At 74.3% G+C, this 24,111-nt stretch carries 26 protein-coding genes; 6 read left to right on the top strand and 20 right to left on the bottom strand.

Features of this window, described 5'->3' with window-relative positions; genetic code table 11:
* Together EPD83_RS16050 and EPD83_RS16045 are read right to left on the bottom strand one after the other, a co-directional pair.
* Positions 1–483 (bottom strand): hypothetical protein (locus tag EPD83_RS16050; RefSeq protein ID WP_205859564.1); only part of this gene is annotated, 483 nt, incomplete at its 3' end.
* On the bottom strand, positions 480–971 hold the full coding sequence (locus EPD83_RS16045; protein WP_128367089.1) for a SigE family RNA polymerase sigma factor: 492 nt from the start codon (positions 969–971) through the stop codon (positions 480–482). The genes EPD83_RS16050 and EPD83_RS16045, both read right to left, overlap by 4 nt.
* Before the next feature lie 82 nt (positions 972–1,053).
* On the opposite strand from EPD83_RS16045, the gene EPD83_RS16040 reads away from it, so the two are divergent.
* Complete coding sequence (locus EPD83_RS16040) at positions 1,054–1,638, top strand: GNAT family N-acetyltransferase (RefSeq protein WP_128367090.1); 585 nt, start codon at positions 1,054–1,056, stop codon at positions 1,636–1,638.
* An 11-nt stretch (positions 1,639–1,649) separates the two neighbouring features.
* On the opposite strand, the gene icmF is transcribed toward EPD83_RS16040, so the two are convergent.
* A complete protein-coding gene (gene icmF / locus EPD83_RS16035) occupies positions 1,650–4,892 on the bottom strand; it encodes a fused isobutyryl-CoA mutase/GTPase IcmF (protein WP_128367091.1) in 3,243 nt (1,080 codons plus the stop codon).
* Between the two features lie 137 nt (positions 4,893–5,029).
* On the opposite strand from icmF, the gene EPD83_RS16030 reads away from it, so the two are divergent.
* Entirely contained in the window at positions 5,030–5,794 is a 765-nt protein-coding gene (locus tag EPD83_RS16030; RefSeq protein ID WP_165566848.1) for an arylamine N-acetyltransferase family protein, read from the top strand.
* On the opposite strand, the gene EPD83_RS16025 is transcribed toward EPD83_RS16030, so the two are convergent.
* The 6 genes from EPD83_RS16025 to EPD83_RS16000 all read right to left on the bottom strand — a co-directional run bounded on the left by EPD83_RS16025 (position 5,791) and on the right by EPD83_RS16000 (position 12,069).
* Positions 5,791–6,225 (bottom strand): group I truncated hemoglobin, encoded by a 435-nt coding sequence (locus EPD83_RS16025; protein WP_128368306.1) that lies wholly within the window; start codon positions 6,223–6,225, stop codon positions 5,791–5,793. The two genes, EPD83_RS16030 and EPD83_RS16025, sit on opposite strands and share 4 nt — an antisense overlap.
* Before the next feature lie 223 nt (positions 6,226–6,448).
* Positions 6,449–6,895 carry a type II 3-dehydroquinate dehydratase gene (gene aroQ, locus EPD83_RS16020; RefSeq protein WP_128368307.1) on the bottom strand — a complete coding sequence of 149 codons (447 nt, stop codon included), beginning with the start codon at positions 6,893–6,895 and terminating at the stop codon, positions 6,449–6,451.
* Between the two features lie 38 nt (positions 6,896–6,933).
* Positions 6,934–9,591 (bottom strand): DUF4153 domain-containing protein, encoded by a 2,658-nt coding sequence (locus EPD83_RS16015; RefSeq protein WP_165566847.1) that lies wholly within the window; start codon positions 9,589–9,591, stop codon positions 6,934–6,936.
* A complete protein-coding gene (locus EPD83_RS16010) occupies positions 9,588–10,286 on the bottom strand; it encodes a response regulator transcription factor (protein WP_128368569.1) in 699 nt (232 codons plus the stop codon). Before EPD83_RS16010 ends, EPD83_RS16015 begins: the two co-directional genes overlap by 4 nt.
* 90 nt (positions 10,287–10,376) lie before the next feature.
* Positions 10,377–11,060: an NADPH-dependent F420 reductase gene (locus EPD83_RS16005; protein WP_165566846.1), complete on the bottom strand. Its 684-nt coding sequence runs from the start codon at positions 11,058–11,060 to the stop codon at positions 10,377–10,379.
* Between the two features lie 61 nt (positions 11,061–11,121).
* Entirely contained in the window at positions 11,122–12,069 is a 948-nt protein-coding gene (locus tag EPD83_RS16000; RefSeq protein ID WP_128365901.1) for a helix-turn-helix domain-containing protein, read from the bottom strand.
* A gap of 82 nt (positions 12,070–12,151) precedes the next feature.
* On the opposite strand from EPD83_RS16000, the gene EPD83_RS15995 reads away from it, so the two are divergent.
* A complete protein-coding gene (locus tag EPD83_RS15995) occupies positions 12,152–12,415 on the top strand; it encodes a hypothetical protein (protein WP_128365902.1) in 264 nt (87 codons plus the stop codon).
* Here the strand turns inward: EPD83_RS15995 and EPD83_RS15990 are convergent.
* From EPD83_RS15990 to EPD83_RS15940, 11 genes are all read right to left on the bottom strand, one after another.
* The gene (locus tag EPD83_RS15990) at positions 12,399–13,124 is read right to left on the bottom strand and encodes an SRPBCC family protein (RefSeq protein WP_128365903.1); all 726 of its coding nucleotides are present in this window, start codon (positions 13,122–13,124) and stop codon (positions 12,399–12,401) included. The two genes, EPD83_RS15995 and EPD83_RS15990, sit on opposite strands and share 17 nt — an antisense overlap.
* 7 nt (positions 13,125–13,131) lie before the next feature.
* Entirely contained in the window at positions 13,132–13,980 is an 849-nt protein-coding gene (locus EPD83_RS15985) for an FAD binding domain-containing protein (RefSeq protein ID WP_128365904.1), read from the bottom strand.
* Positions 13,977–16,463 carry a xanthine dehydrogenase family protein molybdopterin-binding subunit gene (locus EPD83_RS15980; protein WP_128365905.1) on the bottom strand — a complete coding sequence of 829 codons (2,487 nt, stop codon included), beginning with the start codon at positions 16,461–16,463 and terminating at the stop codon, positions 13,977–13,979. The genes EPD83_RS15985 and EPD83_RS15980 overlap by 4 nt, the downstream gene beginning before the upstream one ends.
* A complete protein-coding gene (locus tag EPD83_RS15975) occupies positions 16,463–16,945 on the bottom strand; it encodes a (2Fe-2S)-binding protein (RefSeq protein ID WP_128365906.1) in 483 nt (160 codons plus the stop codon). The genes EPD83_RS15980 and EPD83_RS15975 overlap by 1 nt, the downstream gene beginning before the upstream one ends.
* 163 nt (positions 16,946–17,108) lie before the next feature.
* Complete coding sequence (locus tag EPD83_RS15970) at positions 17,109–18,245, bottom strand: XdhC family protein (RefSeq protein ID WP_128365907.1); 1,137 nt, start codon at positions 18,243–18,245, stop codon at positions 17,109–17,111.
* The gene (locus EPD83_RS15965) at positions 18,238–19,374 is read right to left on the bottom strand and encodes a vWA domain-containing protein (protein ID WP_235950668.1); all 1,137 of its coding nucleotides are present in this window, start codon (positions 19,372–19,374) and stop codon (positions 18,238–18,240) included. Before EPD83_RS15965 ends, EPD83_RS15970 begins: the two co-directional genes overlap by 8 nt.
* Positions 19,375–19,387: 13 nt before the next feature.
* On the bottom strand, positions 19,388–20,281 hold the full coding sequence (locus EPD83_RS15960) for an AAA family ATPase (RefSeq protein ID WP_128365908.1): 894 nt from the start codon (positions 20,279–20,281) through the stop codon (positions 19,388–19,390).
* Positions 20,282–20,370: 89 nt separating this feature from the next.
* Positions 20,371–20,709: a DUF202 domain-containing protein gene (locus EPD83_RS15955; protein WP_128365909.1), complete on the bottom strand. Its 339-nt coding sequence runs from the start codon at positions 20,707–20,709 to the stop codon at positions 20,371–20,373.
* Positions 20,706–21,104 carry a DUF202 domain-containing protein gene (locus tag EPD83_RS15950; protein WP_128365910.1) on the bottom strand — a complete coding sequence of 133 codons (399 nt, stop codon included), beginning with the start codon at positions 21,102–21,104 and terminating at the stop codon, positions 20,706–20,708. Before EPD83_RS15950 ends, EPD83_RS15955 begins: the two co-directional genes overlap by 4 nt.
* Positions 21,105–21,171: 67 nt before the next feature.
* Positions 21,172–21,762: a nucleotidyltransferase family protein gene (locus EPD83_RS15945; RefSeq protein ID WP_128365911.1), complete on the bottom strand. Its 591-nt coding sequence runs from the start codon at positions 21,760–21,762 to the stop codon at positions 21,172–21,174.
* Positions 21,763–21,788: 26 nt separating this feature from the next.
* Positions 21,789–22,169 (bottom strand): DUF3224 domain-containing protein, encoded by a 381-nt coding sequence (locus EPD83_RS15940; protein WP_128365912.1) that lies wholly within the window; start codon positions 22,167–22,169, stop codon positions 21,789–21,791.
* A gap of 88 nt (positions 22,170–22,257) precedes the next feature.
* Here EPD83_RS15940 and EPD83_RS15935 point away from each other — a divergent pair, with 88 nt between their 5' ends.
* The 3 genes from EPD83_RS15935 to EPD83_RS15925 form a co-directional block, all read left to right on the top strand.
* Complete coding sequence (locus tag EPD83_RS15935) at positions 22,258–23,367, top strand: DNA glycosylase AlkZ-like family protein (RefSeq protein ID WP_165566844.1); 1,110 nt, start codon at positions 22,258–22,260, stop codon at positions 23,365–23,367.
* A gap of 21 nt (positions 23,368–23,388) precedes the next feature.
* Complete coding sequence (locus EPD83_RS15930; RefSeq protein ID WP_128367648.1) at positions 23,389–23,730, top strand: hypothetical protein; 342 nt, start codon at positions 23,389–23,391, stop codon at positions 23,728–23,730.
* Positions 23,723–24,111: GNAT family N-acetyltransferase (locus EPD83_RS15925; protein ID WP_165566843.1), on the top strand; the 389-nt coding region annotated here is incomplete at its 3' end. The genes EPD83_RS15930 and EPD83_RS15925, both read left to right, overlap by 8 nt.

Genomic DNA, 24,111 nt, shown 5'->3' with positions numbered 1-24,111 from the left:
CGCCACGGTCGTGCCGTCGGCCGAGGCCACCGCGAAGCCCCGGCCCAGGCGGTGGGTGACCGTCCCGCCCGCATCGAGGAGCAGGTAGTCGCGCCAGGTGTCCTCCCCCGGCGAGGTGGTGCCGACCAGCAGGCCGCCGTTCGCGAGGTCGTCGAGCGTCCGCACGACGCGCCCGTCGCCCACCGTGGTCCTCAGGGCTCCGCGGTGCAGCGTGTCGCCGAAGGCCCAGGCGACGGTGGAGGGCCTCGGGGCGGAGGACGTCCGGGTGGCGGGGACCTCGGCCGGTCGCTCGCCCCCGCGCGGCCAGGCCGCCACCCCGGCGCCGCCGACGACGAGGAGCGCCGCGACCACCCCCGCGGCCACCGAGCGGGCCCGCCGCCGCCGCGCCGTGGCGAGGGACGGCCCGACGAGGTCGGCCGACGTCTCCACCGGCTCGGCCACGGCCCGCAGGGCCTCGCGCAGCTCGTGCTCGCGCACGCTCATCGCTCCACCTCCTGCATCGACCCCCGCAGCGCGGCGAGCGCCCGCGAGGTGTGGCTCTTCACGGTGCCCACGGAGCAGCCGAGCACCTCGGCCGTGCGGGCCTCGGACAGGTCCTCGTAGAAGCGCAGGACGAGGACGGCCCGCTGCTGCCGGGGCAGGGCCAGCACCTGCCGCCACAGTGCGTCGTCGCGCTCGTCGGGGACGTGCTCGGGGTCCCGGGCGCCGACGAGCGGGCTGCTCACGACCTCTCGGTGGCGCCAGGTGCGACGCCACCAGGACCGGTGCTCGTTGACGATGGCCGCGCGCACGTAGGCGTCGGGGCTGCCGTGGATCGAGTCCCAGCGCCGGTAGACCCGGGCGAAGGCGCTCTGCACGAGGTCCTCGGCCTCGTGCACGTCCCCGGTGAGGAGGAAGGCGAAGCGCACGAACCGGCGCTGGCGGGCGCGGACGTACGCGGCGAACTCGCCGTGCTCGGCGTCCTCACCCATCGCGCTCCCCCGTCCCTCACCGATCTCGCCCCCTCTGACGCACCGAGTGTCGCGCGAGGTTGTCACCACTAGGGTCGGGGACGTGCCCGAGTTCACCTGGCGGCCGGCCAACGAGGTGAGCGCCGAGGACCTCGATGCAGTCTTCGACTCCGCCGAGGCCCGCCGGTGCCGTTGCCAGGCGCGCAAGGTCCCGGGGTGGATCTACCGCGACACCACTCAGGAGGAGCGCGACGCCGCGCTCCTGGAGCAGGCCGGCTGCGGCACGGGTGGCCCGACGTCGGGGCTCCTCGGCTTCGTCGACGGTGAGCCCGCCGGCTGGGTCGCCGTCGAGCCGCGCGAGCGCTACCCGCGCATCTGGGCGCGTCGGCGGACGTGGATGCGGATGGACCCGGACCTCGAGGGAGTCTGGTCGGTGACGTGCTTCGTCGTGCGCAAGGACTTCCGCAGGCAGGGCCTGATGTACGAGCTCGCCGCGGCCGCCCTCGAGCACGCCCGGCGGTCCCACGCGCGGCTCGTCGAGGCCTACCCGATCGACCCCGAGCCGGGGACGACGGTCGTTTGGGACGAGGCGTCGGTCGGCCTCCTCCAGGTGTTCCTCGAAGCCGGGTTCGAAGAGCACGCCTCCCCCACCCTGCGCCGCCGGGTCGTCCGGTACGTCCTGACCTGACGGCCAGGAGGTCAGACGTTGCGGCGGTACTGGCCCCCGACCTCGAAGAACGCCTCGGTGACCTGCTGGAGGGTGCACACGCGGGCGGCGTCCACGAGCACCGCGAAGACGTTCTCCCCGCTCGTCGCGGCCTCCTTGAGCCGGGCCAGCGCGGCCTCGGCCTCGTCGCGGTGGGTCTCGCGGAAGGCCCGTACCCGCGAGAGCTGCGACTCCTTCTCCTCCTCGGTGGCCCGGGCCAGGGCGACCTCCTTCGGCGTCGCCTCGGCCTCCTCGCGCACGAAGGTGTTGACCCCGACGATCGGCAGGCTGCCGTCGTGCTTGCGGTGCTCGTAGAGCATCGACTCGTCCTGGATGCGGCCGCGCTGGTACCCGGTCTCCATGGCGCCGAGGACGCCGCCGCGCTCGGAGATGCGGTCGAACTCGGCGAGGACCGCGGCCTCGACGAGGTCGGTGAGCTCGTCGACGACGAACGCCCCCTGCAGCGGGTTCTCGTTCACCGCCAGGCCCCACTCGCGGTTGATGATCAGCTGGATGGCCAGGGCCCGGCGGACCGACTCCGCCGACGGCGTCGTCACCGCCTCGTCGTAGGCGTTGGTGTGCAGGCTGTTGGCGTTGTCGTAGATCGCGACGAGCGCCTGCAGGGTCGTGCGGATGTCGTTGAAGTCCATCTCCTGGGCGTGCAGCGACCGGCCCGACGTCTGGACGTGGTACTTGAGCTTCTGGCTGCGCTCGCCCGCGCCGTACTTCTCGCGCATTGCCACGGCCCAGATCCGGCGGGCGACCCGGCCGATGACGGTGTACTCGGGGTCCATCCCGTTGCTGAAGAAGAACGACAGGTTCGGGGCGAAGTCGTCGATGTCCATGCCGCGGGCCAGGTAGGCCTCGACGTAGGTGAATCCGTTGGCCAGCGTGAACGCGAGCTGGCTGATGGGGTTCGCCCCGGCCTCGGCGATGTGGTACCCGCTGATCGAGACCGAGTAGAAGTTGCGGACCTTGTTCTCGATGAACCACTCCTGGATGTCGGCCATCATCCGCAGCGAGAACTCGGTGGAGAACAGGCAGGTGTTCTGTCCCTGGTCCTCCTTGAGGATGTCCGCCTGCACGGTGCCCCGGACCGTGGCCAGCGCACGGGCGCGGATCTCGTCGCGCTCGGCGTCGTCGGGCTCGCGGCCGTTCTCCTCGGTCCAGGCGTCGACCTCGCGGTCCATGGCGGTGTTGAGGAAGAACGCGAGGACGGTGGGCGCCGGGCCGTTGATGGTCATCGACACGCTCGTCGTCGGCGAGGTGAGGTCGAAGCCGTCGTAGAGCGCCTTCATGTCGTCCAGCGTCGCGACCGACACCCCGGAGGTGCCGACCTTGCCGTAGACGTCGGGGCGGGGGTCGGGGTCGCGGCCGTAGAGGGTCGCCGAGTCGAACGCGGTCGACAGGCGGGTGGCGGGCTGGCCCTGCGAGAGCAGCCGGAAGCGGCGGTTGGTCCGGAAGGGGTCGCCCTCGCCGGCGAACATGCGGGCCGGGTCCTCGTTGTCCCGCTTGAACCGGAAGACGCCGGCGGTGAACGGGAACCAGCCGGGCAGGTGCTCGCGGCGCAGGAAGGAGAGCAGGTCGCCGTGGTCGGCGAGGCGCGGCAGTGAGACCCGGCGGACCTCGTTGCCGGACAGCGTCTCGCGGGCCAGCGCGGTGTGGATCTCCCGGTCCCGGACGGTGACCACCTGCTCCTCGCCCGAGTATGCCTCGACGACCTCGGGCCACTCGGCGAGTTGCCGGGCCACGGCCGGGGGCAGGTCCTGCCGGGCCTGCTCGAGCAGTGCGTCGAGGTCGGCCGTGTCCTTGCCGGCCTCCGCCAGCGCCGCGCGGGCGTCGCCGAGGCGCTGCACCCGCCGGGCCAGGTCGGCCCAGCGCCGGGTGTCGTCGTGGTAGCCGCGCACCGTCTCGGCGATCTCGGAGAGGTAGCGCACGCGCTCCGGCGGCAGGACCTGGCGGATGGCCGTGGAGGAGCGCACGTCGACGGGGGCCAGGGTGCCCTCGTCGACCCCGAGGCCCTGCGCGGCGAGCAGCCCCCGCAGCTCCTGGTACAGCGCGGTGACGCCGTCGTCGTTGAAGGTCGCCGCCGAGGTGCCGAAGACGGGCATGTCCTCCGGGCGCTGCCCGAACGCCTCGCGGTTGCGGACCATCTGGCGGCCGACGTCGCGCAGGGCGTCGAGGGCGCCGCGGCGCTCGAACTTGTTGACGGCGACGACGTCGGCGAGGTCGAGCATCTCGATCTTCTCGAGCTGGCTCGCGGCGCCGAACTCCGGCGTCATCACGTAGAGGTTGACGTCGGCGAACCCGGTGATGGCGGCGTCGCCCTGGCCGATGCCGGGGGTCTCGACGACGACGAGGTCGTAGCCCGCGGCCTTGAGGATGGTGATGACGTCCGGCAGCGCCTCGGGCACCTCACGGCCGCCGCGGGTGGCGAGCGAGCGGTAGTAGACCCGGTCGCCGTCGAGGCTGTTCATCCGGATCCGGTCGCCGAGCAGGGCACCCCCGCCGCGCCGGCGGGTGGGGTCGATGGCGACGCAGGCGATGCGCAGCTTGTCCTGCTGGTCCACCCGCAGTCGCCGGACGAGCTCGTCGGTGAGGCTGGACTTGCCGGACCCGCCGGTGCCGGTGATGCCGAGCACCGGGACGCGCCGGGCGGCGGCCGCCCGCTCGAGCTCGGCGCGGAAGGCGTCGTCGAGCCGGCCGGTCTCGGCGCCGGTGACGGCGCGGGCGACGGCGGCCCGCTCCCCCGCGAGCACCGCCTCGGCCGTCGTCGGCGCGGTCTCCCACAGGTCGGTGTCGCAGGCCCGGACCACCTCGTTGACCATGCCCGGCAGGCCGAGCCGCTGGCCGTCCTCGGGGCTGAAGATGCGCACGCCCGCCTCGCGCAGGCGCTCGATCTCCCGGCCGACGATGACCCCGCCGCCCCCGCCGACGACCTCGACGTGCGGTGCGCCGGCCTCCCGCAGGAGCTGCACGAGGTACTCGAAGTACTCGACGTGCCCGCCCTGGTAGGAGCTGACGGCGACACCCTGGACGTCCTCGTCGAGTGCGGCGTCCACGACCTCCCGCACGGAGCGGTTGTGCCCGAGGTGGACGACCTCGGCGCCCTGGCTCTGCATGATCCGCCGCATGATGTTGATGGAGGCGTCGTGGCCGTCGAACAGGCTCGACGCGGTGACGATGCGGACGGGGTGGGTGGGGACGTGGAGGCCTTCACCGGGCTGCGCTGCCATGGGGTCCTTCCCGGGCCACCGGAGTCTCCGGCGCCTCTCCCGGGATACTAGGACGTCCAACTACCTACCCGGAAGTCACCGCGGCCGGCGACCAGCCCGTTTGACCTCACCCGCGCGACAGGTGTCAGGGTGTCGGCATGGACCAGCGCCACGCCGACGAGTACCTGGAGCGGATCGGGCTGAGCGGCCGCCCCCCGAGCGGCCTCGGCGGGCTGCGCACGCTGATGACCGCGCACCTGCGCACCGTGCCGTTCGAGAACCTCTCCATCCACCTCGGCGAGGAGTACCGCCTCGACGAGGAGGGGCTGCACGACAAGGTCGTCGGCCGGCGCCGCGGCGGCTTCTGCTACGAGCTCGGGGGTGCGTTCGCCGGGCTGCTGCGCGCGCTCGGGCACGACGTGACCCTGCTGGCGGCGCGGGTGCACGGCGAGGACGGACTCGGCCCGCCCTTCGACCACCTCGCCCTGCGGGTCGACCTCGCCGACGGCCCCTGGCTCGTCGACGTGGGCTTCGGCCGCTTCGTCGCCGGACCCGTGCCCTTCGCGGCGGACGAGCCGTGGGAGGACCCCGAGGGGGTCGTCACCTGGGCGGGCGCACCCGACGGCGACCTCGACGTCCTCCTCGACGGCCGCCCGCAGTACCGGCTCGAGACCCGTCCGCGCGAGCTGGTCGACGCCGAGCCGACGTGCTGGTGGCAGACGACCTCGCCGCGCTCGCACTTCACCGCGGGCCCGGTCTGCTCCCTGCCGACCGCGGACGGCGGCCGGGTCTCGCTGGCCGGGCGGACCCTCGTGACGACGGCCGCGGACGGGACGCGCGAGGAGCGCCGCCTCGGCGGTGACGACGAGGTGCTCGCCACCTACCGCGACCTCTTCGGGGTCGTCCTGGACCGGGTGCCCTAGGCCTGGACGACCTGGTCGCGGTAGCCGTCGATGATGGCCATGAACTCGCCGCGCTCGCGGTCCGGCACGCCCAGGAAGTTCAGCGTGGCGTCGATCTCGGTGCGCACCGCGTCGAAGCCGGCCGCGTCGATCGCGAGGTGGGCGTGACCGCTCGCCATGTCGCGGCCGGGGTAGCACGCCGGCCCGCCGGCGGCCTCGATGGACCAGCCGGTGACGAGGAACTTGTAGCCGGCGGCGTTGGCCTTGTCGCCGTGGTGGGCGTGCACGTGCGGGTTGGCGTTGACGGCGATGTTGTCGAACAGCCGGTCGACGAGGATGTCGACGGCCCCGGCGATGCCGTACGTGCCGCCGAGCCGCTCGTAGAGGGAAGCGTCCTCGGGGGCCTGCGCCTCGGCCTCGGCGAGGTCGGGCTCCGGGTGGGTCTGGGTCATGGTGCACTCCTTCGTGCCGCCGGCCGGTGGGGCGACGCGTCGACCGCGTCGCCCTCGAATACACCACGGCCGGGCGGGGACGTCACCTGGCCGACCGGAGGGTGACGACGGGTGGGGTCCCGCGACGGGCGGACGACACGGTCACCTCGCCCGGCCCCTCGGAGCAGGGGACACGCCGCCCTCGCGCCGGAGATGTCGTCGGCCCGCAGCCCCCGCCGCGGGGTCAGGCCTGCCGGCGCTGCCCGGCGAGCCAGTCGACCGCCTCGGCGTAGCCGGCCACGCCGTGCCCGATGACATGGTGGTCGCAGACGTCGCTGAGGTAGGAGAAGCGCCGGAACTCCTCGCGGGCGTGGATGTCGCTGATGTGCACCTCGACGCACGGCACCCGCGCGGCCGACACCGCGTCGCGCAGGGCGACCGACGTGTGCGTGTAGCCGCCCGCGTTGAGGACGATGCCGGCGGTCCCCGACCGGCCCTCCTGGACCCAGTCGACGAGCGTCCCCTCGTGGTTGCTCTGCCGGAAGTCGACCGTCAGCCCGTACCGCGCGGCGGCCTCGGTGCACAGCCGCTCGACGTCGGCGAGCGTGTCGTGGCCGTAGACCTCCGGCTCGCGCTCGCCGAGCAGGTTGAGGTTCGGGCCGTTGAGCACGAGCACGGTGCGGTCGTCCATGGCGGCGAGTATGCCCGGGGTGCGGGGCGGGGCCGCGGTCAGCGCCGGTAGGCGTCGGACAGGTAGGTACCGCAGTCGACCGACGCGACGGACGGCAGGTCCGCCACGGCGGCGCGCGCCCGGGCCCGTCCGACGTTGAACGCCAGCCAGTCGTCGGTGAGGACGGACTCCGTGGACCGTGACCCGGTGAGGACGCAGGCGGCCATCTCGGCGGGAAGCCCCTGCGCGATCGCCGGGCCCGCGTCCGCCGACAGGGTCGAGAGGTACCGGGTGTCGATCTCCCCGGTGCTCGCGAACCGGTCGATGTTGCGGGCCGCGACCCAGCCGTCCGGGTTCAGCGCGACGAAGCCGATCGTGAAGACGGCGCCGGAGACGAGGACGGCCCGCGCGACCCAGCCCCACGAGAGCCGCAGCACGCCGACGAGCAGGAGGAGGACGACGAGCCCGAGCCACAGCTCGACGCCGTCGACGAAGACCCGCAGCGTCGTGAACCCGAAAGCGTCCTGGTAGAGGTCCATCCGGTAGAGGGCGGAGGCGACGACGGCGAGGGCCGGCACCGCGAGGGCGGCGAGGAGGGCGCGCAGCACGAGGCGGTCCCGCGGGGTCTCGCGCGCCGCGACCCGCAGGGTGGCCGTGATGACGAGGACGGTGAGGAAGGTGGCCGCCGTCAGCTGGCCGAAGCCCTGGTGGACGTACTCGGCGTGGGTGAGCCCGGTCTGCTGCCGCAGGTACTCCTCGCCGCCGAACATCGCGGTCGCCTGGGCGGCGAGGAAGGCCACGAAGAGCGCGACGACGACGCCGACCGGGACGGCCCACTCCCACACCGGGTGGGACCGGCGCGACTCGGGGAGGACGACGCGGTCGACGACCGGCGGGTTGAGCGCGAGGTAGGCCCCGGCGAGCGAGACCCCGCCGACGAGGACGAAGAGGAAGACCCGCGCGACGAGCGAGTCCCACGCGAGGTCGGGCACGAGGGCCGCGGCCCAGGACCCGAAGAGGGCGTCGCCACTGGAGAAGAGCGCCCCGAACACGACGAGCACGACGACCGTGACGGCGACCGTCCGGACGACCGCCCACAGGTGGCGGGTCCGGCTGCTCGCGACGACGGTGCGGCCGAGCAGCGGCAGCCCGCGCAGACCCGAGAGCGGCCACGCAGCGGCGCTGGCGACCATCGCGAGGACCCCGTGCGCCCGGGTGAGCCCGACGGCCGCGACGGTGACGCCGGCGAGGACGGAGAGGGTGACGACGCCGCCGGCGTCGCGGGTCGCCGCCGTCGTCGCGAGCAGACCGGCGAGGACGCCGCACGCCACCGTCCAGGGGTGCCGGCGGTGGCGCGCGACGGTCCACATGAGGGCTCCGGCCGCGAGCATGACGAGGGTCGTCACGAGGCCGATCTCGCGCTGCACCCACGTGAGCGCGGCGAACAGGCCGATGCTGGCCGCGGCGACGAGGACCCCGACCCGGGGCCGGCCGTCCGGCTCGGGCCAGAACCGGTCGACGACGACGTCACCCGGTCCGCCCGCACCCGGCCCGGCGGCGGCCGGGGGGACGGGGGCCACGGGACCCGACGGTGGGGTCACGGCGGGGCCGGACGTGGGGGCGCCGGTCGTCGTGGTGCTCGTGGGCATCGTGGCCTCCTCGGTGGGGCGCGCGGCGATCGCACCGGCGCGCAGATGGGTCGGCCGCTCGGCCGTCGGGGTCGTGGGCAGGGTGACGCGCAGGTGGGCGCCGGTGGCACCGGGTGCCGTGGGGAGGGCCTCGACCCGTCCGCCGTGGAGGTCGCACACCCAGCGGACGATCGCGAGGCCGAGGCCGGTGCCGCCGCCGTCGTCCGACCCCGTCCCGAAGCGCTCGAAGACGCGCTCGGCCTGGTCGGCGGGGATGCCGGGACCGTCGTCGCGGACGTCGAGGACCCAGCGGTCGCCGCTCTCGGGACGTGCCTCGAGCCGGACCTCGCCGTAGGGCGGGCTGTGTCGGACGGCGTTGTCGACGAGGTTCGCGACGAGCTGGGCCAGGCGGGCCGGGTCCGCGCTCACCGTGAGGTCGGCCGGCGCCACCCGGTGCCGGACGCGCACGGGCCGGGACCCGACCCCGGCCTCCTCGCCCCCCCGCGCGAGGAGGTCGGCGACCCGGACCTCCTCGAGGGCGAGGGGGGCCACCCCGGCGTCGATGCGGGACAGGTCGAGGAGGTCGCCGACGAGTCCGGAGAGCCGCTCGGCCTGGGCGAGGGCGGACCTCAGCGAGTCGGCGCTCGGGCTGACGACCCCGTCGACGAGGTTCTCGAGTAGCGCGCGCTGGGCCGTGAGCGGGGTACGCAGCTCGTGCGAGACCGTCGCGACGAGCCGCCGCCGCTCGAGGTCGGCCCCGGCGAGGTCGGCCGCCATCGCGTTGAAGGCGCGGGCGAGGACCCCGACCTCGTCCGAGGACGTCGCCGTCACCCGCTGGCCGTAGTCCCCCGCCGCCATCCGGCGTGCCGCGGCCGTCATCTCGCGCAGCGGCGCGGTCATCCCCCGGGCCAGCCAGTAGGTGACGCCGAGGGCGGCGGCGATGGTCACCGGCACGCTCGTCCACCACGGGATCTGCGCCCGCGACGCGATGCCCGCGACGACGACGGCCGCGACGACGCTCACGCCGACGAGGAACCCGAGCTTGACCTTGATCGAGCCGACCGGATCCAGCGGGCGGTCGGTGTTCACGCGCCGGTCTCCAGGGCGTAGCCGACGCCGTGGACGGTGCGGACCCGGTCGGCGCCGATCTTGGCCCGCAGCGCCTTGACGTGGCTGTCCAGGGTGCGCGTCCCCGACGCGTCGCCCCACCCCCACACCTCGCGCATGAGGGCCTCGCGAGAGCGCACGGTGCCGGGCTCGACGGCAAGGGCGCAGAGGAGGTCGAACTCCAGGGGCGTGAGGTGGATCGCGGCACCGTCGACGGTGACCCGGCGGCTCGCCGGGTCGACGACCAGCCCGGCCAGGTCCATCCGGCCCGTGGTCCGGGCGAGGGCCTCGGCCCGCTCGACCCGCCGCAGCAGGGCGCGCAGCCGAGCCACGACCTCGCGCATCGAGAAGGGCTTGGTCACGTAGTCGTCGGCCCCGACCCCGAGGCCGACGAGCAGGTCGGTCTCGTCGTCGCGGGCCGTGAGCATGAGGACGGGCACGGGCCGGACCGCCTGGATCCGCCGGCACACCTCGAGGCCGTCGAAGCCCGGGAGCATGACGTCGAGGAGGACGGCGTCGGGGTCGTGCTCCTCGAAGGCGGCGACCGCCCCCGGCCCGTCGACGGCCGAGACGACCGTGAAGCCCTCGGCGCGGAGCCGGTCGGCGACGGCCTCGTGGATCGTCGGCTCGTCCTCGACGACGAGCACGACGCGTGCGGCGGTGGTCCCCTCGGTCATGTCGACGAGCGTAGGGAGACCGCCCTGGAGGCCGCTCGCGGTCGGTGTGTGGATCGTGTGAAGGTCCCATCGGCCGCGGCGGCCCCGGTGTCACATGTCGCGGTAGCGCTTGGCGGCGGCGAGCCGGTCGCGGACCCGGTCGGCGTCGGCCGCGACCGGGTGGTCCCAGTCGTCGCCGTCGACGTACATCGCGGCGTAGGCGGCGGTGTCCCGCTGGGTGCGCCAGCCCTCGGCGAGCGGGCCGTTGTCGTAGGCGTCGTACCCGATGGCGTCGAGGAAGGCGGTGACCTCCTGCTTCGCGGCGTCGTCGTCGCCCGCGATGACCAGCGTGGTCCGGTCCTCGGCCCCCGCCGGGCGAGCCAGCGACGCCAGGTGGGCGAAGAAGATGTTGTTGAAGGTCTTGACGACCCTGCTGTCGGCGAGCCGCTCCTGGACGAGCTCGCTCGTCGTCGTGCTCTCGTCGTCGAGCGCGGCCACGTGACCGTCGCGCTCGGGGTAGTAGTTGATCGTGTCCATGACGACCTTGCCGGCCAGCGGCGCCACCGGCAGGTCGTCGATGGCCTTGAGGGGCACGGTGACGACGGCGAGGTCCGCCGCGGCCGCGGCCTCCTCGCGGGTCGCCGCCCGCGCCCGCGGGCCGAGGTCGGCGACGAGGTCGGCGAGCGTCTCCGGCCCGCGCGAGTTGCTGAGCACGACGTCGTAGCCGGCGTCGACCGCCAGCCGTGCGACGGTGCTGCCGATGTTGCCTGCTCCGATGAGTCCGATGGTGGTCATGCCGGGGACAACCCGGTGCGGGCGAGGTCTGTTCCGGACCCGGCGCCCCTGGTGACGGACGTCAGGCCGGGCAGCGGTGCTGGCTGCGGAAGGCCGAGGGCGACAGGCCGGTGCCGCGGGTGAAGTGGTGGCGCAGCAGGGCCGCGGTGCCGAACCCGGCCTCGCGGGCGACGGCGTCGACGGGCAGGTCGCTCTCCTCCAGCAGCTCGCGGGCGCGCAGCACGCGTTGGTCGGTGAGCCACTGGTGCGGGGTCGTCCCGGTCTCGGCGACGAAGCGGCGGGCCAGCGTGCGCGGAGACATCGCGGCCCGGCGGGCCAGGTCGGCGACCGCGTGCTGCTCGGCGAGGTTCTCGCTCATGTACGCGAGGACCGGGCCGAGGGACTCGGAGTCGGTGACGGGCACCGGCCGGTCGATGAACTGACGCTGCCCGCCGTCGCGGTGCGGCGGGACGACCATCCGGCGGGCGATCCGGGTCGCCACCGAGGCGCCGAGCTCGTGCCGCACGAGGTGGAGGCAGGCGTCGATGCCGGCCGCGGTCCCGGCGCTCGTGATGACGGTGCCGTCGCGCACGTAGAGGACGTCGGGGTCGACGGTGGCGAGGGGATGGCGCTCGGCGAGCTCGGCGGCGTGCCGCCAGTGCGTCGTCGCCCGGCGCCCGTCCAGGACCCCGGCGGCGCCGAGCGTGAACGCGCCCGAGCAGACCGAGAGCACCCAGGCGCCGCGCTCGACGGCGTCGCGCACCACCTGCAGGACGGCCGGCGAGGGGACCGCCGAGGTGGCCGGGACGGCGACGAGGTCCGCGTCCGCCGCGGCCTCCAGCCCGTGGGCGGCGACCACCGCGGTGCCGTGGTGGGAGTCCAGGGGGCCGGGCCGCTCCGCGCAGACCCGGTAGTCGAAGGGGTCGATGCCCTCCTCGCTGCGGTCGATGCCGAAGACCTCGGCGAGGACGCCGTACTCGAAGAGCGCTACGGGCTCCTGGAGCACCACGGCGACGGAGTGGAGGGCCATCGCGCCAGTATGGCAGGAATTCGACGAACCCCGACAGATCTGCCACTCGTGGCAGTCGATGGATGTCCGTCAAAATCGAGCCATGGACACCATTGCACAGATCTTCCACGTCGTTCTCGTCATCGGCGCCGTCGCCGTCTTCCTCGCGCCGATCGTCCTCCTCGTCGAGATGGCGCACCATGACGCCCTCGCCTCGGGTCGCTCGTGGCGCGAGTTCCCGGCCGGCGGCCCGGACGACGCCGACGCCCGCCGGATCGTCGGCGAGCTGCGGGCCCTGGACGCGGCGACGGCCCCGCGGCCGGAGCCGCGGGGCCGTCGTCTGCCGTGGGTCAGCCGCGCCCGATGAGCCACCCGATGACGACCCCGACGACGCCGACGGCGACGTACGGCGCGTAGGTCTTCACGAGCACCGGGAGCACCGCCGAACCGAGGTCGAGGGCGCCGTCGTCCTCGGTCCTCGGCCGGGCCGGGCTCGGAGCGGGTCGCGGGGCCGGAGCGGGCGCCGGTGCCGCGGCGGCCGGGGCCGCGGCGGCCGGCTCGGGAGCCGCCGGAGCGGCCGCCTCCTCGACCGGAGCCTCCGCCGGGGCCTCCCCCGCCGCCGGGGCGGACCCGGCGCCGGTGAGCTCGCCCTCGATGCAGGCCACGAACTGGCCGAGCAGCTTGTCCGAGACGTCCTGCATGACGCCCCGGCCGAACTGCGCCGGCTTGCCCGTCACCGCGAGGTCGGTGACGACGTCGACCTTGGTCCCGGTGCCGTCGGGCTCGAGCTGGATCGAGACGGTGGCGCCGGCCGTCCCGTTGCCCCGCTTGTCCTTGCCCTTGGCCTCGATGACGGCCCGGTGGGCGGCGTCGTCCTTCTCGACGAACCGCCCCGACCCCGAGTACTGCAGCGCGATCGGCCCGAGCTTGACCTTGACCGTCCCGCTGAAGCCGTCCTCGGTGACCTCGGTGACCGTCGCGCCGGGGAAGCAGCTGCCCACCCGCTCGAGGTCCATGAAGGTCTGCCAGGTCGTCTCGACGTCGGCGGGCACGGTGAAGTCGTGCTTCAGGTCCATACCGCGATCAGCCCTCCATCGCCTTCTGGACGGCCCGCCGCGCGAGCACCCCGGCCAGGTGGCGCCGGTAGTCGGCGTCGCCGTTGAGGTCGCTCGGCGGGTTCGTACCCTCGGCCGCCGCCGCGCAGGCGTCGGCGAGGTCGGCCGCGCCCTTGCCGACGAGGGCCTGCTCCACCGCGGTCGCCCGCAGCGGGGTCGAGCCCATGTTCGTCAGCCCGATGCGGGCCTCGGCGATGCTGCCGCCCTCGACCCGGACCGTCGCCGCGACGGCGACGATCGACCACTGGTGCGAGACGCGCACGAACTTCTCGTAGGCGCTGCCCCAGCCGGTGTGCTTCGGGATGCGGATCTCGGTGAGGAGCTCGCCGTCGGCGACGGAGGTCTCGAAGAGGTCCTGGAAGAACTCGGCCGCGGGGACGGTGCGCTCACCTCCCGGCCCGACGACGACGAGCGTCGCGTCGAGCGCGAGCACCGGGGCCCCGACGTCCCCGGCGGGGTCGGCGTGGACCAGGGCCCCGCCGAGGGTGCCGCGGTGGCGGATCTGCGGGTCGGCGACGGTCTCGACCGCCTTGACGAGCAGCCCCGCGTGCTCACGGACCAGCGCGTCGTCGACGACGTCGCTGTAGGGCGTCATGGCGCCGATGGCGAGGTGGTCGCCCTCGTCGCGCACGCCCCGCAGGGCCTCGATCCGGCCGAGGTCGACGACCTTCTCCGGGGCGTTGAGCCGCATCCGCAGGATGGGGAGCAGCGACTGCCCGCCGGCGAGGACCTTGGCGTCGTCGCCGGCCTCGGCGAGCGCCGACAGCGCCTCGTCGACGCTCGTCGGGGCCACGTAGTCGAAGGCTGCGGGGATCACTGCACCACTCCGTCCGTCGTGCCGGCCGCGGGATCCTGGTTGGGGGTCCCCTCGTCGAAGTGCGCCTGCTGGGCGCTGGTCGTCTCGGCGTCCTGGGTGCCGCCCCCGGACTGGATCGCCTTCCACACCCGCTCGGGCGTGCACGGCATGAGGACGTCGTCGACACCGAAGGGCCGCAGCGCGTCGACGACGGCGTTGACGACCGCCGGGGTGGACGCGATGGTGCCGGCCTCGCCGACGCCCTTGGTGCCGAGGGTGTTCGACGTCGCCGGGGAGGTCGTGTGGTCCGTGACGAAGCTGATCGTGTCGGCACTGGTCGGGAGGGTGTAGTCGACGAACGAGCCCGACACCAGCGTGCCCTGCTCGTCGTACTCCGCGCCCTCCCAGAGCGCCTGCGCGATGCCCTGCACGAGACCGCCGTGGACCTGGCCCTCGACGATGAGCGGGTTGATGATGTTGCCGATGTCGTCGACGCACACGTACTTGCGCATCGTGCTCTGGCCGGTCTCGGTGTCGACCTCCATCGCGCACAGGTGGGTGCCGTGCGGGAAGGAGAAGTTCACCGGGTCGTAGGTGGCGTCCGCGTCGATGCTCGGCTCCACGCCCTCGGGGTAGTCGTGGCCGGCGAAGGCGCCGAGGGCGATGTCGGTGATGCCGACGCCCTTGTCGGTGCCCTTGACCGTGAACCGCCCCTGGGAGAACTCGAGGTCGTCCACGCTGGCCTCGAGCATGTGCGCCGCGAACGGCTTGGCCTTCTCGATGACCTTGTCGGCCGCGAGGACGAGAGCCTCACCGCCGACGACGAGCGAGCGCGAGCCGTAGGTGTCCATGCCCTTGGGGGCGATCTGGGTGTCGCCGTGGAGGACCTCGACGCTCTCGAAGGGCACGCCGAGGCGGTCGGCGACGATCTGGCTCCACGCCGTCTCGTGGCCCTGGCCGTGGGCGCTGGCGCCGGTGATGACCTCGACGGTGCCCGTGGCGAGCATCCGGATCGAGGCCGACTCCCAGCCGCCGGCGCCGTAGTTGAGCGAGCCGAGGACCCGGGAGGGGGCCAGGCCGCACATCTCGGTGAAGGTCGAGACGCCGATGCCCAGCTGGACCGGGTCCTTCTCGTCGCGGCGGCGCTTCTGCTCGGCCCGCAGCTCGTCGTAGCCGAAGAGCTCCTTGGCCTTCTCGGTGGCGGCCTCGTAGTTGCCGGAGTCGTAGGTCATCCCGGCCACCGTGGTGAACGGGAACTCGTCGTGCCGGATCCAGTTCTTCTCGCGGATCTCGAGCGGGTCGACGCCGACCTCGGCGGCGAGCTCGTCCATCATCCGCTCGATGGCGTACGTGGCCTCGGGCCGGCCGGCGCCGCGGTAGGCGTCCACCCACGTCTTGTTCGTGTAGTAGTTCGTGCAGTTGAACTGGTAGGCGTCGAACTTGTAGATCGAGTTGAACATCCACGCGCCGAGCACCGGGACGCCGCCGCCGACGATCGCGGCGTAGGCGCCGAGGTCGCAGATGAGGTCGACCTTGAGGCCGGTGACGGTGCCGTCCTTCTCCGCGGCGAGCGTGAGCTTCTGCCACTGGTCGCGGCCGTGGTGGGCCGAGACCATCGTCTCCGAGCGGGTCTCGGTGTACTTGATCGGCTTGCCGAGCTTGCGGGCGACGGCGAGGGTGATGAACTCCTCGGGCGTCGACTGCAGCTTGCCGCCGAACCCGCCGCCCACGTCGGGGGCGATGACCCGGATCTTGGACTCGGGCAGGCCGGTGGTGGCGGCGATGCAGAACCGCAGCACGTGCGGGATCTGGGTGGCCGACCACATGACGACCTGCTCGCCGGTGGGGTCGACGACGGTGGAGCGCGGCTCCATGAAGGCGGGGATGAGGCGCTGCTGGCGGTACTCGCGCTCGATGACGATGCCGCCTTCGCGGGCCTTCGCGATCGCCTCCTCGATGTCGCCGCCGGTGCCGCCGCCCTTGGAGTCCAGCTGCCAGAAGGCACTCTTGTTCGTCTCCAGGCCCGGGTGGGCGAGGACCTCGTCGGTGGTCGCGGCCTTGAGGTCGAGGACCGCGGGGAGCTCCTCGTAGTCGACGTCGACGAGCTCGGCGGCGTCGCGGGCGACGGCGGCGCTGCGGGCGACGACGACGGCGACGATCTCGCCGGCGTGCGCGACCCGGTCGCCCGGCATCGGCAGGTGGTCCGGGGTCTTCTGGTCGGCGGTGACCGGCCAGGCGGTGATGCAGACGCCCTGGATGTCGGCGATGTCGGCGGAGGTGTAGACGGCCATGACCCCCGGGACGGCCTTGGCCTCGGAGGTCTCGATGGCGCCGATCTTCGCGTGGGCGAAGGGGCTGCGCACCATGGCCAGGTGGAGCATGCCGGGGAGCTGGATGTTGTCGGTCCACTTCGTCCGGCCGGTGACGAGGCGCTGGTCCTCCTTGCGCCGGCGGGCGTTGCCGATCTCGGGGGCGGCCTGGGGACGGTCGTCGACGGCGGTCATCAGGCGTCGCTCCTCTCGCTGGACATCGAGCCCGCGGCGGCGGCCACGGCCTTGACGATGTTGTGGTAGCCCGTGCAGCGGCAGAGGTTGCCCTCCATGCCCTGACGGATCTCGTCCTCGCTGGGGTTCGGGTTGTGCTGGAGCAGGTCCACGGCCTGCATGATCATCCCCGGGGTGCAGTAGCCGCACTGGAGGGCGTGGTTCTCGTGGAACGCCGCCTGCATCGGGTGCAGCTCGCCGCCCGTCGCGAGGCCCTCGATGGTCGTGACCTCGCGGCCGTCGGCCTGGACGGCGAGCATGTTGCAGGACTTCACGCTGTGGCCGTCGAGGTGGACGGTGCACGCTCCGCAGTTGCTCGTGTCGCACCCCACGACGGTGCCCACCTTGCCGACGACCTCACGGAGGTAGTGGACGAGCAGCATCCGGGGCTCGACCTCGTCGGAGTAGGGGACGCCGTCGACGGTGACGGTGATCCGAGTCATCCTTGACTCCTTCACAGGGGGATCGGTGTGCTCCTGATCTTGCGCCACCCATCCTCGGCGGACAAGGGCTTCGGACGAACCCGCCGAACGGGTAGGCAGCGGGCCGCGCGCCCGTGACGTCAGGCACTTTCCGGCCGGGAAACCAGGTGCGGCGCCGCCGGACTCAGGTGCCGTGGTGGTGGATCGGACCGCCGACGTCCTGCAGCCGGGCGCCGCCGCCGCCCCACTGCAGGGCGACGATCTCGGCGGCGATGGACACCGCCGTCTCCTCCGGCGTGCGGGCCCCGAGGTCGAGGCCGACCGGGCTGGAGAGCCGGGCCAGCTCGTCCTCGCGCAGGCCCGCCTCGCGGAGCCGCTCCAGGCGGTCCTCGTGGGTGCGCCGGCTGCCCATCGCGCCGACGAAGGCGACCTCGGGCAGACGCAGCGCCACCTCGAGCACGGGCACGTCGAACTTCGGGTCGTGGGTGAGGACGCAGACGACGGTGCGCCCGTCGACCCGGCCCTCCTCGACCTCGGCGGCCAGGTATCGGTGCGGCCACTCGACGACGACCTCGTCCGCGGCCGGGAAGCGGCTCGTCGTCGCGAAGACCGGACGGGCGTCGCAGACGGTGACCCGGTAGCCGAGGAAGGAGCCGACGTGGGCGACGGCGGCGGCGAAGTCGATGGCGCCGAAGACGAGCATCCGCGGACGCGGTGCGAAGGCGGAGACGAACACCCGCATGCCCTCGCCGCGGCGCTCGCCGTCGGGGCCGTAGGTGAGGGTCTCGGTGCGCCCGGCGGCGAGCAGGCCACGGGCGTCGTCGGTGACGGCGCCGTCGGCCCGGGGCGAGCCGAGCGATCCGGTGGACCCGCCCGCGGCGTCCTCGGGCCGCACGACGAGCCGCCGGCCGAGCCACGCCGGGTCGGGGTGCTCGATGACGGTGGCCACGGCGACGGGGCGCCCGGCCCCGACGTCCGCGGCCACGTCGCCGAGCTCCGGGAAGGTCTCGCGGCTCACCGGCTCGACGAAGACGTCGAGGATGCCGCCGCAGGTGAGGCCGACGGCGAAGGCGTCGTCGTCGGACACCCCGTAGCGCTGGAGCACCGGGGTGCCGTCGTCGATCACCGACCGGCTCAGCTCGTAGACCGCGCCCTCGACGCAGCCGCCCGAGACGGACCCGACCGCCTCGCCGCCGGGTCCCAGCAGCATCGAGGCACCCGCCGGGCGGGGGGCGGACCGGAAGGTGGCGACGACGGTGCCGACGCCGACGGTCTCCCCCGCCCGCCACCACTCCACGAGCTCGTCCAGCACGTCACGCACGGGCGACCACCTCCGTCAGCTCCTCAAACGCCGCCAGCGAGTGCCCGGCGACGAAGTCGTCAACGTACGGCAGCACCGCGACGATGCCGCCCTGCACGGGTTCGTACCCCGCCCGCCCGCGGTGCGGGTTGGCCCAGACCACCCGGTGCGCCACCCGCGAGAGGCGGTGCACCTGCTCCCCGAGGGCCTCGGGCCGGTCGCGCTCCCACCCGTCGCTGAAGACGACGACGACCGCGCCGCGGGCCATGCCGCGCCGGCCCCAGCGGTCGAGGAAGACCTTGAGCCCCTCGGCCAGGCGGGTGCCGCCGGACCAGTCGGGGATGGCGTCCCCCGCGGCGACGACCGCGCGGTCGGGGTCGCGCTGGTGCAGCGGGCGGGTGATGTGGGTGAGCCGGGTGCCGAGGGTGAAGACCTCGGTCGGGACCTCGGACGCGCAGTAGGCGTGGGCCAGCCGGACGAGGGCGTCGGCGTAGGCGCTCATCGAGCCGGAGACGTCGATGAGGAGGACGACCCGGCGCGGGCGCGTGGCCCGTCGCCGCCACTGCACCTCGCCCGGCTCCCCCATCCGGCGCAGCGTCGTGCGCAGGGTGCGGCGGGCGTCGACCACCCCGCGGCGGTCGCGGGCGTAGCGGTGGGCACGGCGGCGGGGCGCGCGCGGCCGCAGGCGGGCGTACAGGGCCAGCAGCGACTCGCGCTCGGCCTGCGACAGGGACGCGACGTCGCGGTGGCGCAGCACCTCGACCGTGCTCGAGCGGGCCTTGACGATCTCCTCGTCGTCCCCGCCGGTGCCCGTCTGCGCCTCCTCGCCCTCCAGGGGGGCCCGGGTGACCGGCCGCTGCATCGGGTCGCGGGTCTTCGTGCCGGCGCGGGAGCCGCCGAACCACTCGGCGAAGACGAGGTCGTGGCGCTCGAGGTCGGCGGGCGACCCGCACAGCGTCGCCCGGCCCGCGTGGTAGACGGCGCCGGGGTCATCCAGCCCGACGGCGGCGACGGCGTCGAGGTAGGTGCGCTCCCGGTCGGCGGTGACGTGGACGCCGGCGGCGCGCAGGCAGCGGGCGAAGCCGAGCAGGACCTCCGTGGGCGGTCGGACGTGCTCGGCGGCGTCGAGCCGGTGCTGGGCGATGCTCACGCGCGGCCCCGGGTCACGGCGTGAGCATCCCGTCGAGCGCCTTCTTCACCCGCTCGGCGTCCTCGCGGTACTTCACGGCGACGCCGAGGGTCGAGGCCGCCGTCGCGGTGTCGAGGGTGCGCGTGCCGAGCTCGTGCAGCGCGCGGGCCCAGTCGAGGGTCTCGGCGACGCCCGGCGGCTTGAGCAGCTCGCGGTCCTCGCGGATGCCGTGGACGGCCCGCACCACCTGCTCGGCGAGGTCGGCGGACACCTCGGGCGCGCGGGTGCGGACGATCTCCAGCTCGCGCTCGATGCCGGGGTGCTCCAGCCAGTGGTAGAGGCAGCGGCGCTTGAGGGCGTCGTGCAGCTCGCGGGTGCGGTTGGAGGTGAGGACGACGACCGGCGGCGTCGCGGCCGAGACCGGACCGAGCTCGGGGATGGTCACCTGCCAGGTCGAGAGCACCTCGAGGAGGAAGGCCTCGAACTCGTCGTCGGCGCGGTCGACCTCGTCGACGAGGAGGACCGCGGGTGACTCGCGCAGCGCCCGCAGCACGGGCCGGGCGAGGAGGAACCGCTCGTCGAAGAGGTCCTCCTCGACCTCGCGGACCTCGCGCGGGCCGCCGCCGGACGCGGCCTCCAGCGCCCGGACGTGGAGGATCTGACGCGGGAAGTCCCAGTCGTAGAGCGCCTGGCTGGAGTCGATGCCCTCGTAGCACTGGAGCCGGATGAGCGGCAGGTCCATGGCCTCGGCCAGGGCCTCGGCGAGCGCCGTCTTGCCGGTGCCGGGCTCCCCCTCCATGAGCAGCGGCCGGCCGAGGCGCAGGGCCAGCCACGCGACCGTCGTCAGGGCCTCTTCGGCGAGGTAGCCGACCCCGCCGAGGGCGCCGGCGAGGTCGGGGGCGGTCTCGAACGTCGTCCGGGGGTCCATGGCGCAAGCATCACCCACGACGGGCGCCCGTGGGAGGGCGACGGTCACACGGGCGTGCGGACCCGCCGTTCGGAGAGGGTGGGTCGGGCTCAGAGCATGTGGACGACGGCGGCCGCGAGCTCACCCGCGGAGAGGACGCCGATGACGACCGAGGTGACGACGACCAGCCGGGCGTCGCGCAGCACCGCGAAGCGCGGGTCGTCCGGGTGCTGGTGGGCCAGGCGGCGCTGGCGCAGGGTGTCGCCGACGACGTAGAGGGCCATCGCGGCGGTCATGACGGTGGGGACGACGACGAGCGGGCCGAGCGAGTCGAGGGTGAGGCGCCCGATGGTCAGCGAGCCGACGAGCAGGGCGAGCCCGGTGCGGCGCCAGGCGAGGACGGTCCGCTCCTGGGGCATGCCGGGGTCGCGGACGACGAGCTCGGTCACGACAGGACCCGCAGCAGGCTCGCGACGCCGAGGACGAGGCCGACGACGGCGACGGCGACGATGACGACGAGCATGGCCGGGTTGCCCGGCAGCGAGACGTCCAGGCGCATGGCCCGCTCGGTACGGGCCCAGTTCCAGGCCGCCGACGCCGCGACGAGCATCCCGGCCAGGGCCAGCAGGGCGGCGAGCAGCCCCTGGACGACGGGGTGCAGCGGGAGGTCGAGGGCGTCGATGGCGGCGGCACCGGCGAGGAGGGCGAGGCCGGTCCGCGCCCAGGCGAGGAAGGTGCGCTCGTTGGCGAGGGAGAACCGCGGGTCCGGGTCGACGCCCTGCCCGAAGACGCTCTCGGGCCAGCGGCGGACCTTGCGGTGCTCTCGCGGGGGCTCGTCGGTCATGGCCTCCATGATGTCGGACGCCGTGCGCGCGGCCGGCCGCGGGCGGTCATACCCCCCGGCGTACCCGTCAGCGGGTGAGGTCGTCCGGGCGGTCGGCGTCGTCCCCCGTGGCGAGGTCGCCGCACTCCACGGCGGTCGGCGGGTGGGCGGCCAGGTGGTCGCGGGCGCCGCGGTCCCCGTGTGCGCCCCGGGCGACGGGCGCCCAGTGGTCGCGGCCGAGGACGACGGGGTGGCCGGCGCGCCCGTCGTAGTGCGCGCGCAGCAGCAGCGACGGGCCCCCGCCGTCGGCCGCCACCAGGACGCGACGGTAGACCGCGGCGCCGACGTCGGGCAGGTCGACGAGGGTGACGAGCGCGGCGTCGACGTCGGGGGCGGCGGTCGCCCGGAGGTGGGCGAGGCCGGCGCGCAGGGAGGCGCCCATCCCCTCGTCCCAGCCGTCGGCGACGACGACCTCGCCGCCGGCGGCCTCGGCCAGCGGCCGGGCCTCCTCCGCGGCGGCGCCGAGGACGACGACGGCCCGCTCGAGCCCGGCGGCGCGCAGGCGCGCGAGGGTGGACTCGAGCAGCGTGGGCGCGCCGGTGGTCGGGCGCATGAGGGCCTTGGGCCCGCCCATCCGGCGCCCGGCCCCGGCAGCGAGCAGCAGCGCCACCGTCGTCATGGCCGTCGTCCCACCAGGTGCCGGGCTCAGAGGTCGTACTCGAGGCGGTAGGCGTGGCCGCCGGCGTCCTGGGTGAGCGACAGCGTGCCGGCGAGGCCGGCGAGGTCCCCGGTCCCGGAGCCGGGGACGACGAGGTACTGCTGCGTGGCCTCGCCGTCGACCATGGTGCCGCTCTGCTGGAAGGCGAAGGAGCCCTCGCGCCCGGCGAGCGAGCCGACGACCCGCTCGACGGCGACGTAGCCCGCCCGGCCCTCCTCGGGCCGACCGGCGGTAAGCATCGTGCCCTCGCCCGTGCCGCTGAGGTCACCGGACCACGTCTTGGTGAACGCCATCCGGCCGATGCCGTCCTGGTCGTGCTCGACGGGCGTCATCGTGATGTCGAAGGTCCCCGTGGCGGTGTCGGTCATGCCGCGAGCCTAGGCCGGGGCGGCGGCGTGGCGGGTCCGGGTGCGATGCGGACGCGTTCCGTCCGGTGGCGGGGCTAGCCTCCCCGTCGTGGTCCACGAGCTCTCCCGACGCGACGCCCGCCGGGTCGCGGTGCGCGCCCAGCTGCTGACGGCCGACCGGCCGACCGACGTGCTCGAGGTCGTCAGGCACCTCGGCCTGGTCCAGATGGACCTCACGGCCCACGTCGCGCCGCACCCCGACCTGCTCCTGTGGAGCCGGCTCGGGCGCGCGTACACCCCCGACCGGCTCGACGACCTGCTGGAGTCGCGCGTCGTCGTCGAGCTGCTGGGCTACCTGCGTCCGGCCGAGGACCTGCCGCTCTTCCGGGCCGAGATGGCGGCGTGGCCCGGGGTGGAGCCGGTGAGCGAGTGGCGCCGCGAGATCGAGGCCTGGGTCGAGGACAACCGGGGCTGCCGCGAGGACATCCTCGCCCGCCTGCGCGCCGAGGGGCCACTGCCGGCGCGGGAGCTGCCCGACACCACGGTGGTGCCGTGGCGCTCGTCGGGCTGGACCAACAGCAAGAACGTCCAGCGGATGCTCGACATGATGGAGCAGCGCGGGGAGGTGGCCGTGTCGTCGAGGGAGAACCGGGAGCGGAACTGGGACCTCGCGGCGCGGGTCCACCCGGACGGGCCGACGGTGCCGTACGAGGAGGCCGAGACCGAGCGGGACCGGCGGCGCCTCGTCGCGCTCGGCATCGCGCGGGCCCGGGTGACCTTCCCGCCCGGGGAGCCGAACCACGTGAACGACGCCGGCGAGGAGGCCGTCGTCGAGGGGGTGCGGGGCCGGTGGCGGGTGGACCCGCAATACCTCGACGGGCCCTTCACCGGCCGGACGGCCGTGCTGTCGCCGCTGGACCGGCTGCTGTTCGACCGCAAGCGGATGGCGGAGCTGTTCGAATTCGACTACCAGCTGGAGATGTACAAGCCGGCGGCCGCCCGCCGCTGGGGCTACTTCGCGCTGCCGGTGCTGCACGGCGACCGGCTCGTCGGGAAGGTCGACGCCCACAGCGACCTCGACGCCGGGGTGCTGGACGTCCACGCGGTGCACTGGGACCTCGAGCCCAGCGCGGCCATGCGCGAGGGGGTCGAGCGCGAGCTGCGGTCGCTGGCCGCCCTCGTCGGCGTGGACCTCGCGCTGCCCGGCGGGTCGTCGTAGCCGCTGGGTAGCGTGGCGGCCGTGGACGAGGTCGACCGGCGCCACCGCGCCTTCTACGACGCCGAGGTCCGCGAGCGCGCGGCGCGTCCCCTCGGCATGCACCTGGGCGGCGACGGCTTCGACCGGGCGCTCGCCGAGATCGGCCGGGTCGCGGCACCGGGAGCACTCGTCGCGGTCGGGGTCTGGGGCGCGGGCCGCGACGACGAGTGGACCGACCCGCACGGCCGCCGGTTCCGGCACCGCACCGACGAGGACGTGCGCGCCCGCCTCGGGTCGCTCGGGCGCCTGCTGGAGTTCGAGGCCTGGGAGCCGTACGCCGACGACGTCCACTACCAGTTGGCCCTGGTGCGGGTCGATGGCTGACGCCCCGCCCTCCCCCGCGACCGTCCGCCGCGCCGGTCCCGACGACGCCGCCGCCCTGGCCCGCCTCCGATGGACCTGGAGCGAGGAGGGTCACGCCCCCATCGCCGGGTCCCGCGACGAGTACGCCGACGGCCTGCGGGACTGGATGACGGCCCACCCGTCGATCGTCCCGTTCCTCGGCTCCGTCGGCGGGCAGGACGTGGGGATGGCCTGGCTGGTCCTGGTCCCCCGCGTCCCGGACCCGCGCTCCTTCGACCGCCTCACCGGCGACATCCAGTCCGTCTACGTCCTCCCCGACCACCGGGACGCCGGCCTGGGCGCCCGTCTCGTGGACGCGGCCCTCGCCCACGCCCGAGGCGCCGGCTGCTTCCGGGTCACCGT

It is taken from the genome of Phycicoccus flavus (assembly GCF_004025965.2).
Lineage (GTDB): Bacteria > Actinomycetota > Actinomycetes > Actinomycetales > Dermatophilaceae > Phycicoccus > Phycicoccus flavus.
Note: the sequence above shows the minus strand (reverse complement) of the source record. Positions and strands in the feature narration are given on the sequence as shown.

What these genes read in the sequence shown, in the direction of transcription:
- EPD83_RS16045 (WP_128367089.1), bottom strand. Translation starts at nt 971, where the DNA reads ATGGGTGAGGACGCCGAGCACGGCGAGTTCGCCGCGTACGTCCGCGCC.
- icmF (WP_128367091.1), bottom strand. Translation starts at nt 4,892, where the DNA reads ATGGCAGCGCAGCCCGGTGAAGGCCTCCACGTCCCCACCCACCCCGTC.
- EPD83_RS16030 (WP_165566848.1), top strand. Translation starts at nt 5,030, where the DNA reads ATGGACCAGCGCCACGCCGACGAGTACCTGGAGCGGATCGGGCTGAGC.
- EPD83_RS16025 (WP_128368306.1), bottom strand. Translation starts at nt 6,225, where the DNA reads ATGACCCAGACCCACCCGGAGCCCGACCTCGCCGAGGCCGAGGCGCAG.
- aroQ (WP_128368307.1), bottom strand. Translation starts at nt 6,895, where the DNA reads ATGGACGACCGCACCGTGCTCGTGCTCAACGGCCCGAACCTCAACCTG.
- EPD83_RS16010 (WP_128368569.1), bottom strand. Translation starts at nt 10,286, where the DNA reads ATGACCGAGGGGACCACCGCCGCACGCGTCGTGCTCGTCGTCGAGGAC.
- EPD83_RS16005 (WP_165566846.1), bottom strand. Translation starts at nt 11,060, where the DNA reads ATGACCACCATCGGACTCATCGGAGCAGGCAACATCGGCAGCACCGTC.
- EPD83_RS16000 (WP_128365901.1), bottom strand. Translation starts at nt 12,069, where the DNA reads ATGGCCCTCCACTCCGTCGCCGTGGTGCTCCAGGAGCCCGTAGCGCTC.
- EPD83_RS15995 (WP_128365902.1), top strand. Translation starts at nt 12,152, where the DNA reads ATGGACACCATTGCACAGATCTTCCACGTCGTTCTCGTCATCGGCGCC.
- EPD83_RS15990 (WP_128365903.1), bottom strand. Translation starts at nt 13,124, where the DNA reads ATGGACCTGAAGCACGACTTCACCGTGCCCGCCGACGTCGAGACGACC.
- EPD83_RS15980 (WP_128365905.1), bottom strand. Translation starts at nt 16,463, where the DNA reads ATGACCGCCGTCGACGACCGTCCCCAGGCCGCCCCCGAGATCGGCAAC.
- EPD83_RS15975 (WP_128365906.1), bottom strand. Translation starts at nt 16,945, where the DNA reads ATGACTCGGATCACCGTCACCGTCGACGGCGTCCCCTACTCCGACGAG.
- EPD83_RS15960 (WP_128365908.1), bottom strand. Translation starts at nt 20,281, where the DNA reads ATGGACCCCCGGACGACGTTCGAGACCGCCCCCGACCTCGCCGGCGCC.
- EPD83_RS15950 (WP_128365910.1), bottom strand. Translation starts at nt 21,104, where the DNA reads ATGACCGACGAGCCCCCGCGAGAGCACCGCAAGGTCCGCCGCTGGCCC.
- EPD83_RS15945 (WP_128365911.1), bottom strand. Translation starts at nt 21,762, where the DNA reads ATGACGACGGTGGCGCTGCTGCTCGCTGCCGGGGCCGGGCGCCGGATG.
- EPD83_RS15940 (WP_128365912.1), bottom strand. Translation starts at nt 22,169, where the DNA reads ATGACCGACACCGCCACGGGGACCTTCGACATCACGATGACGCCCGTC.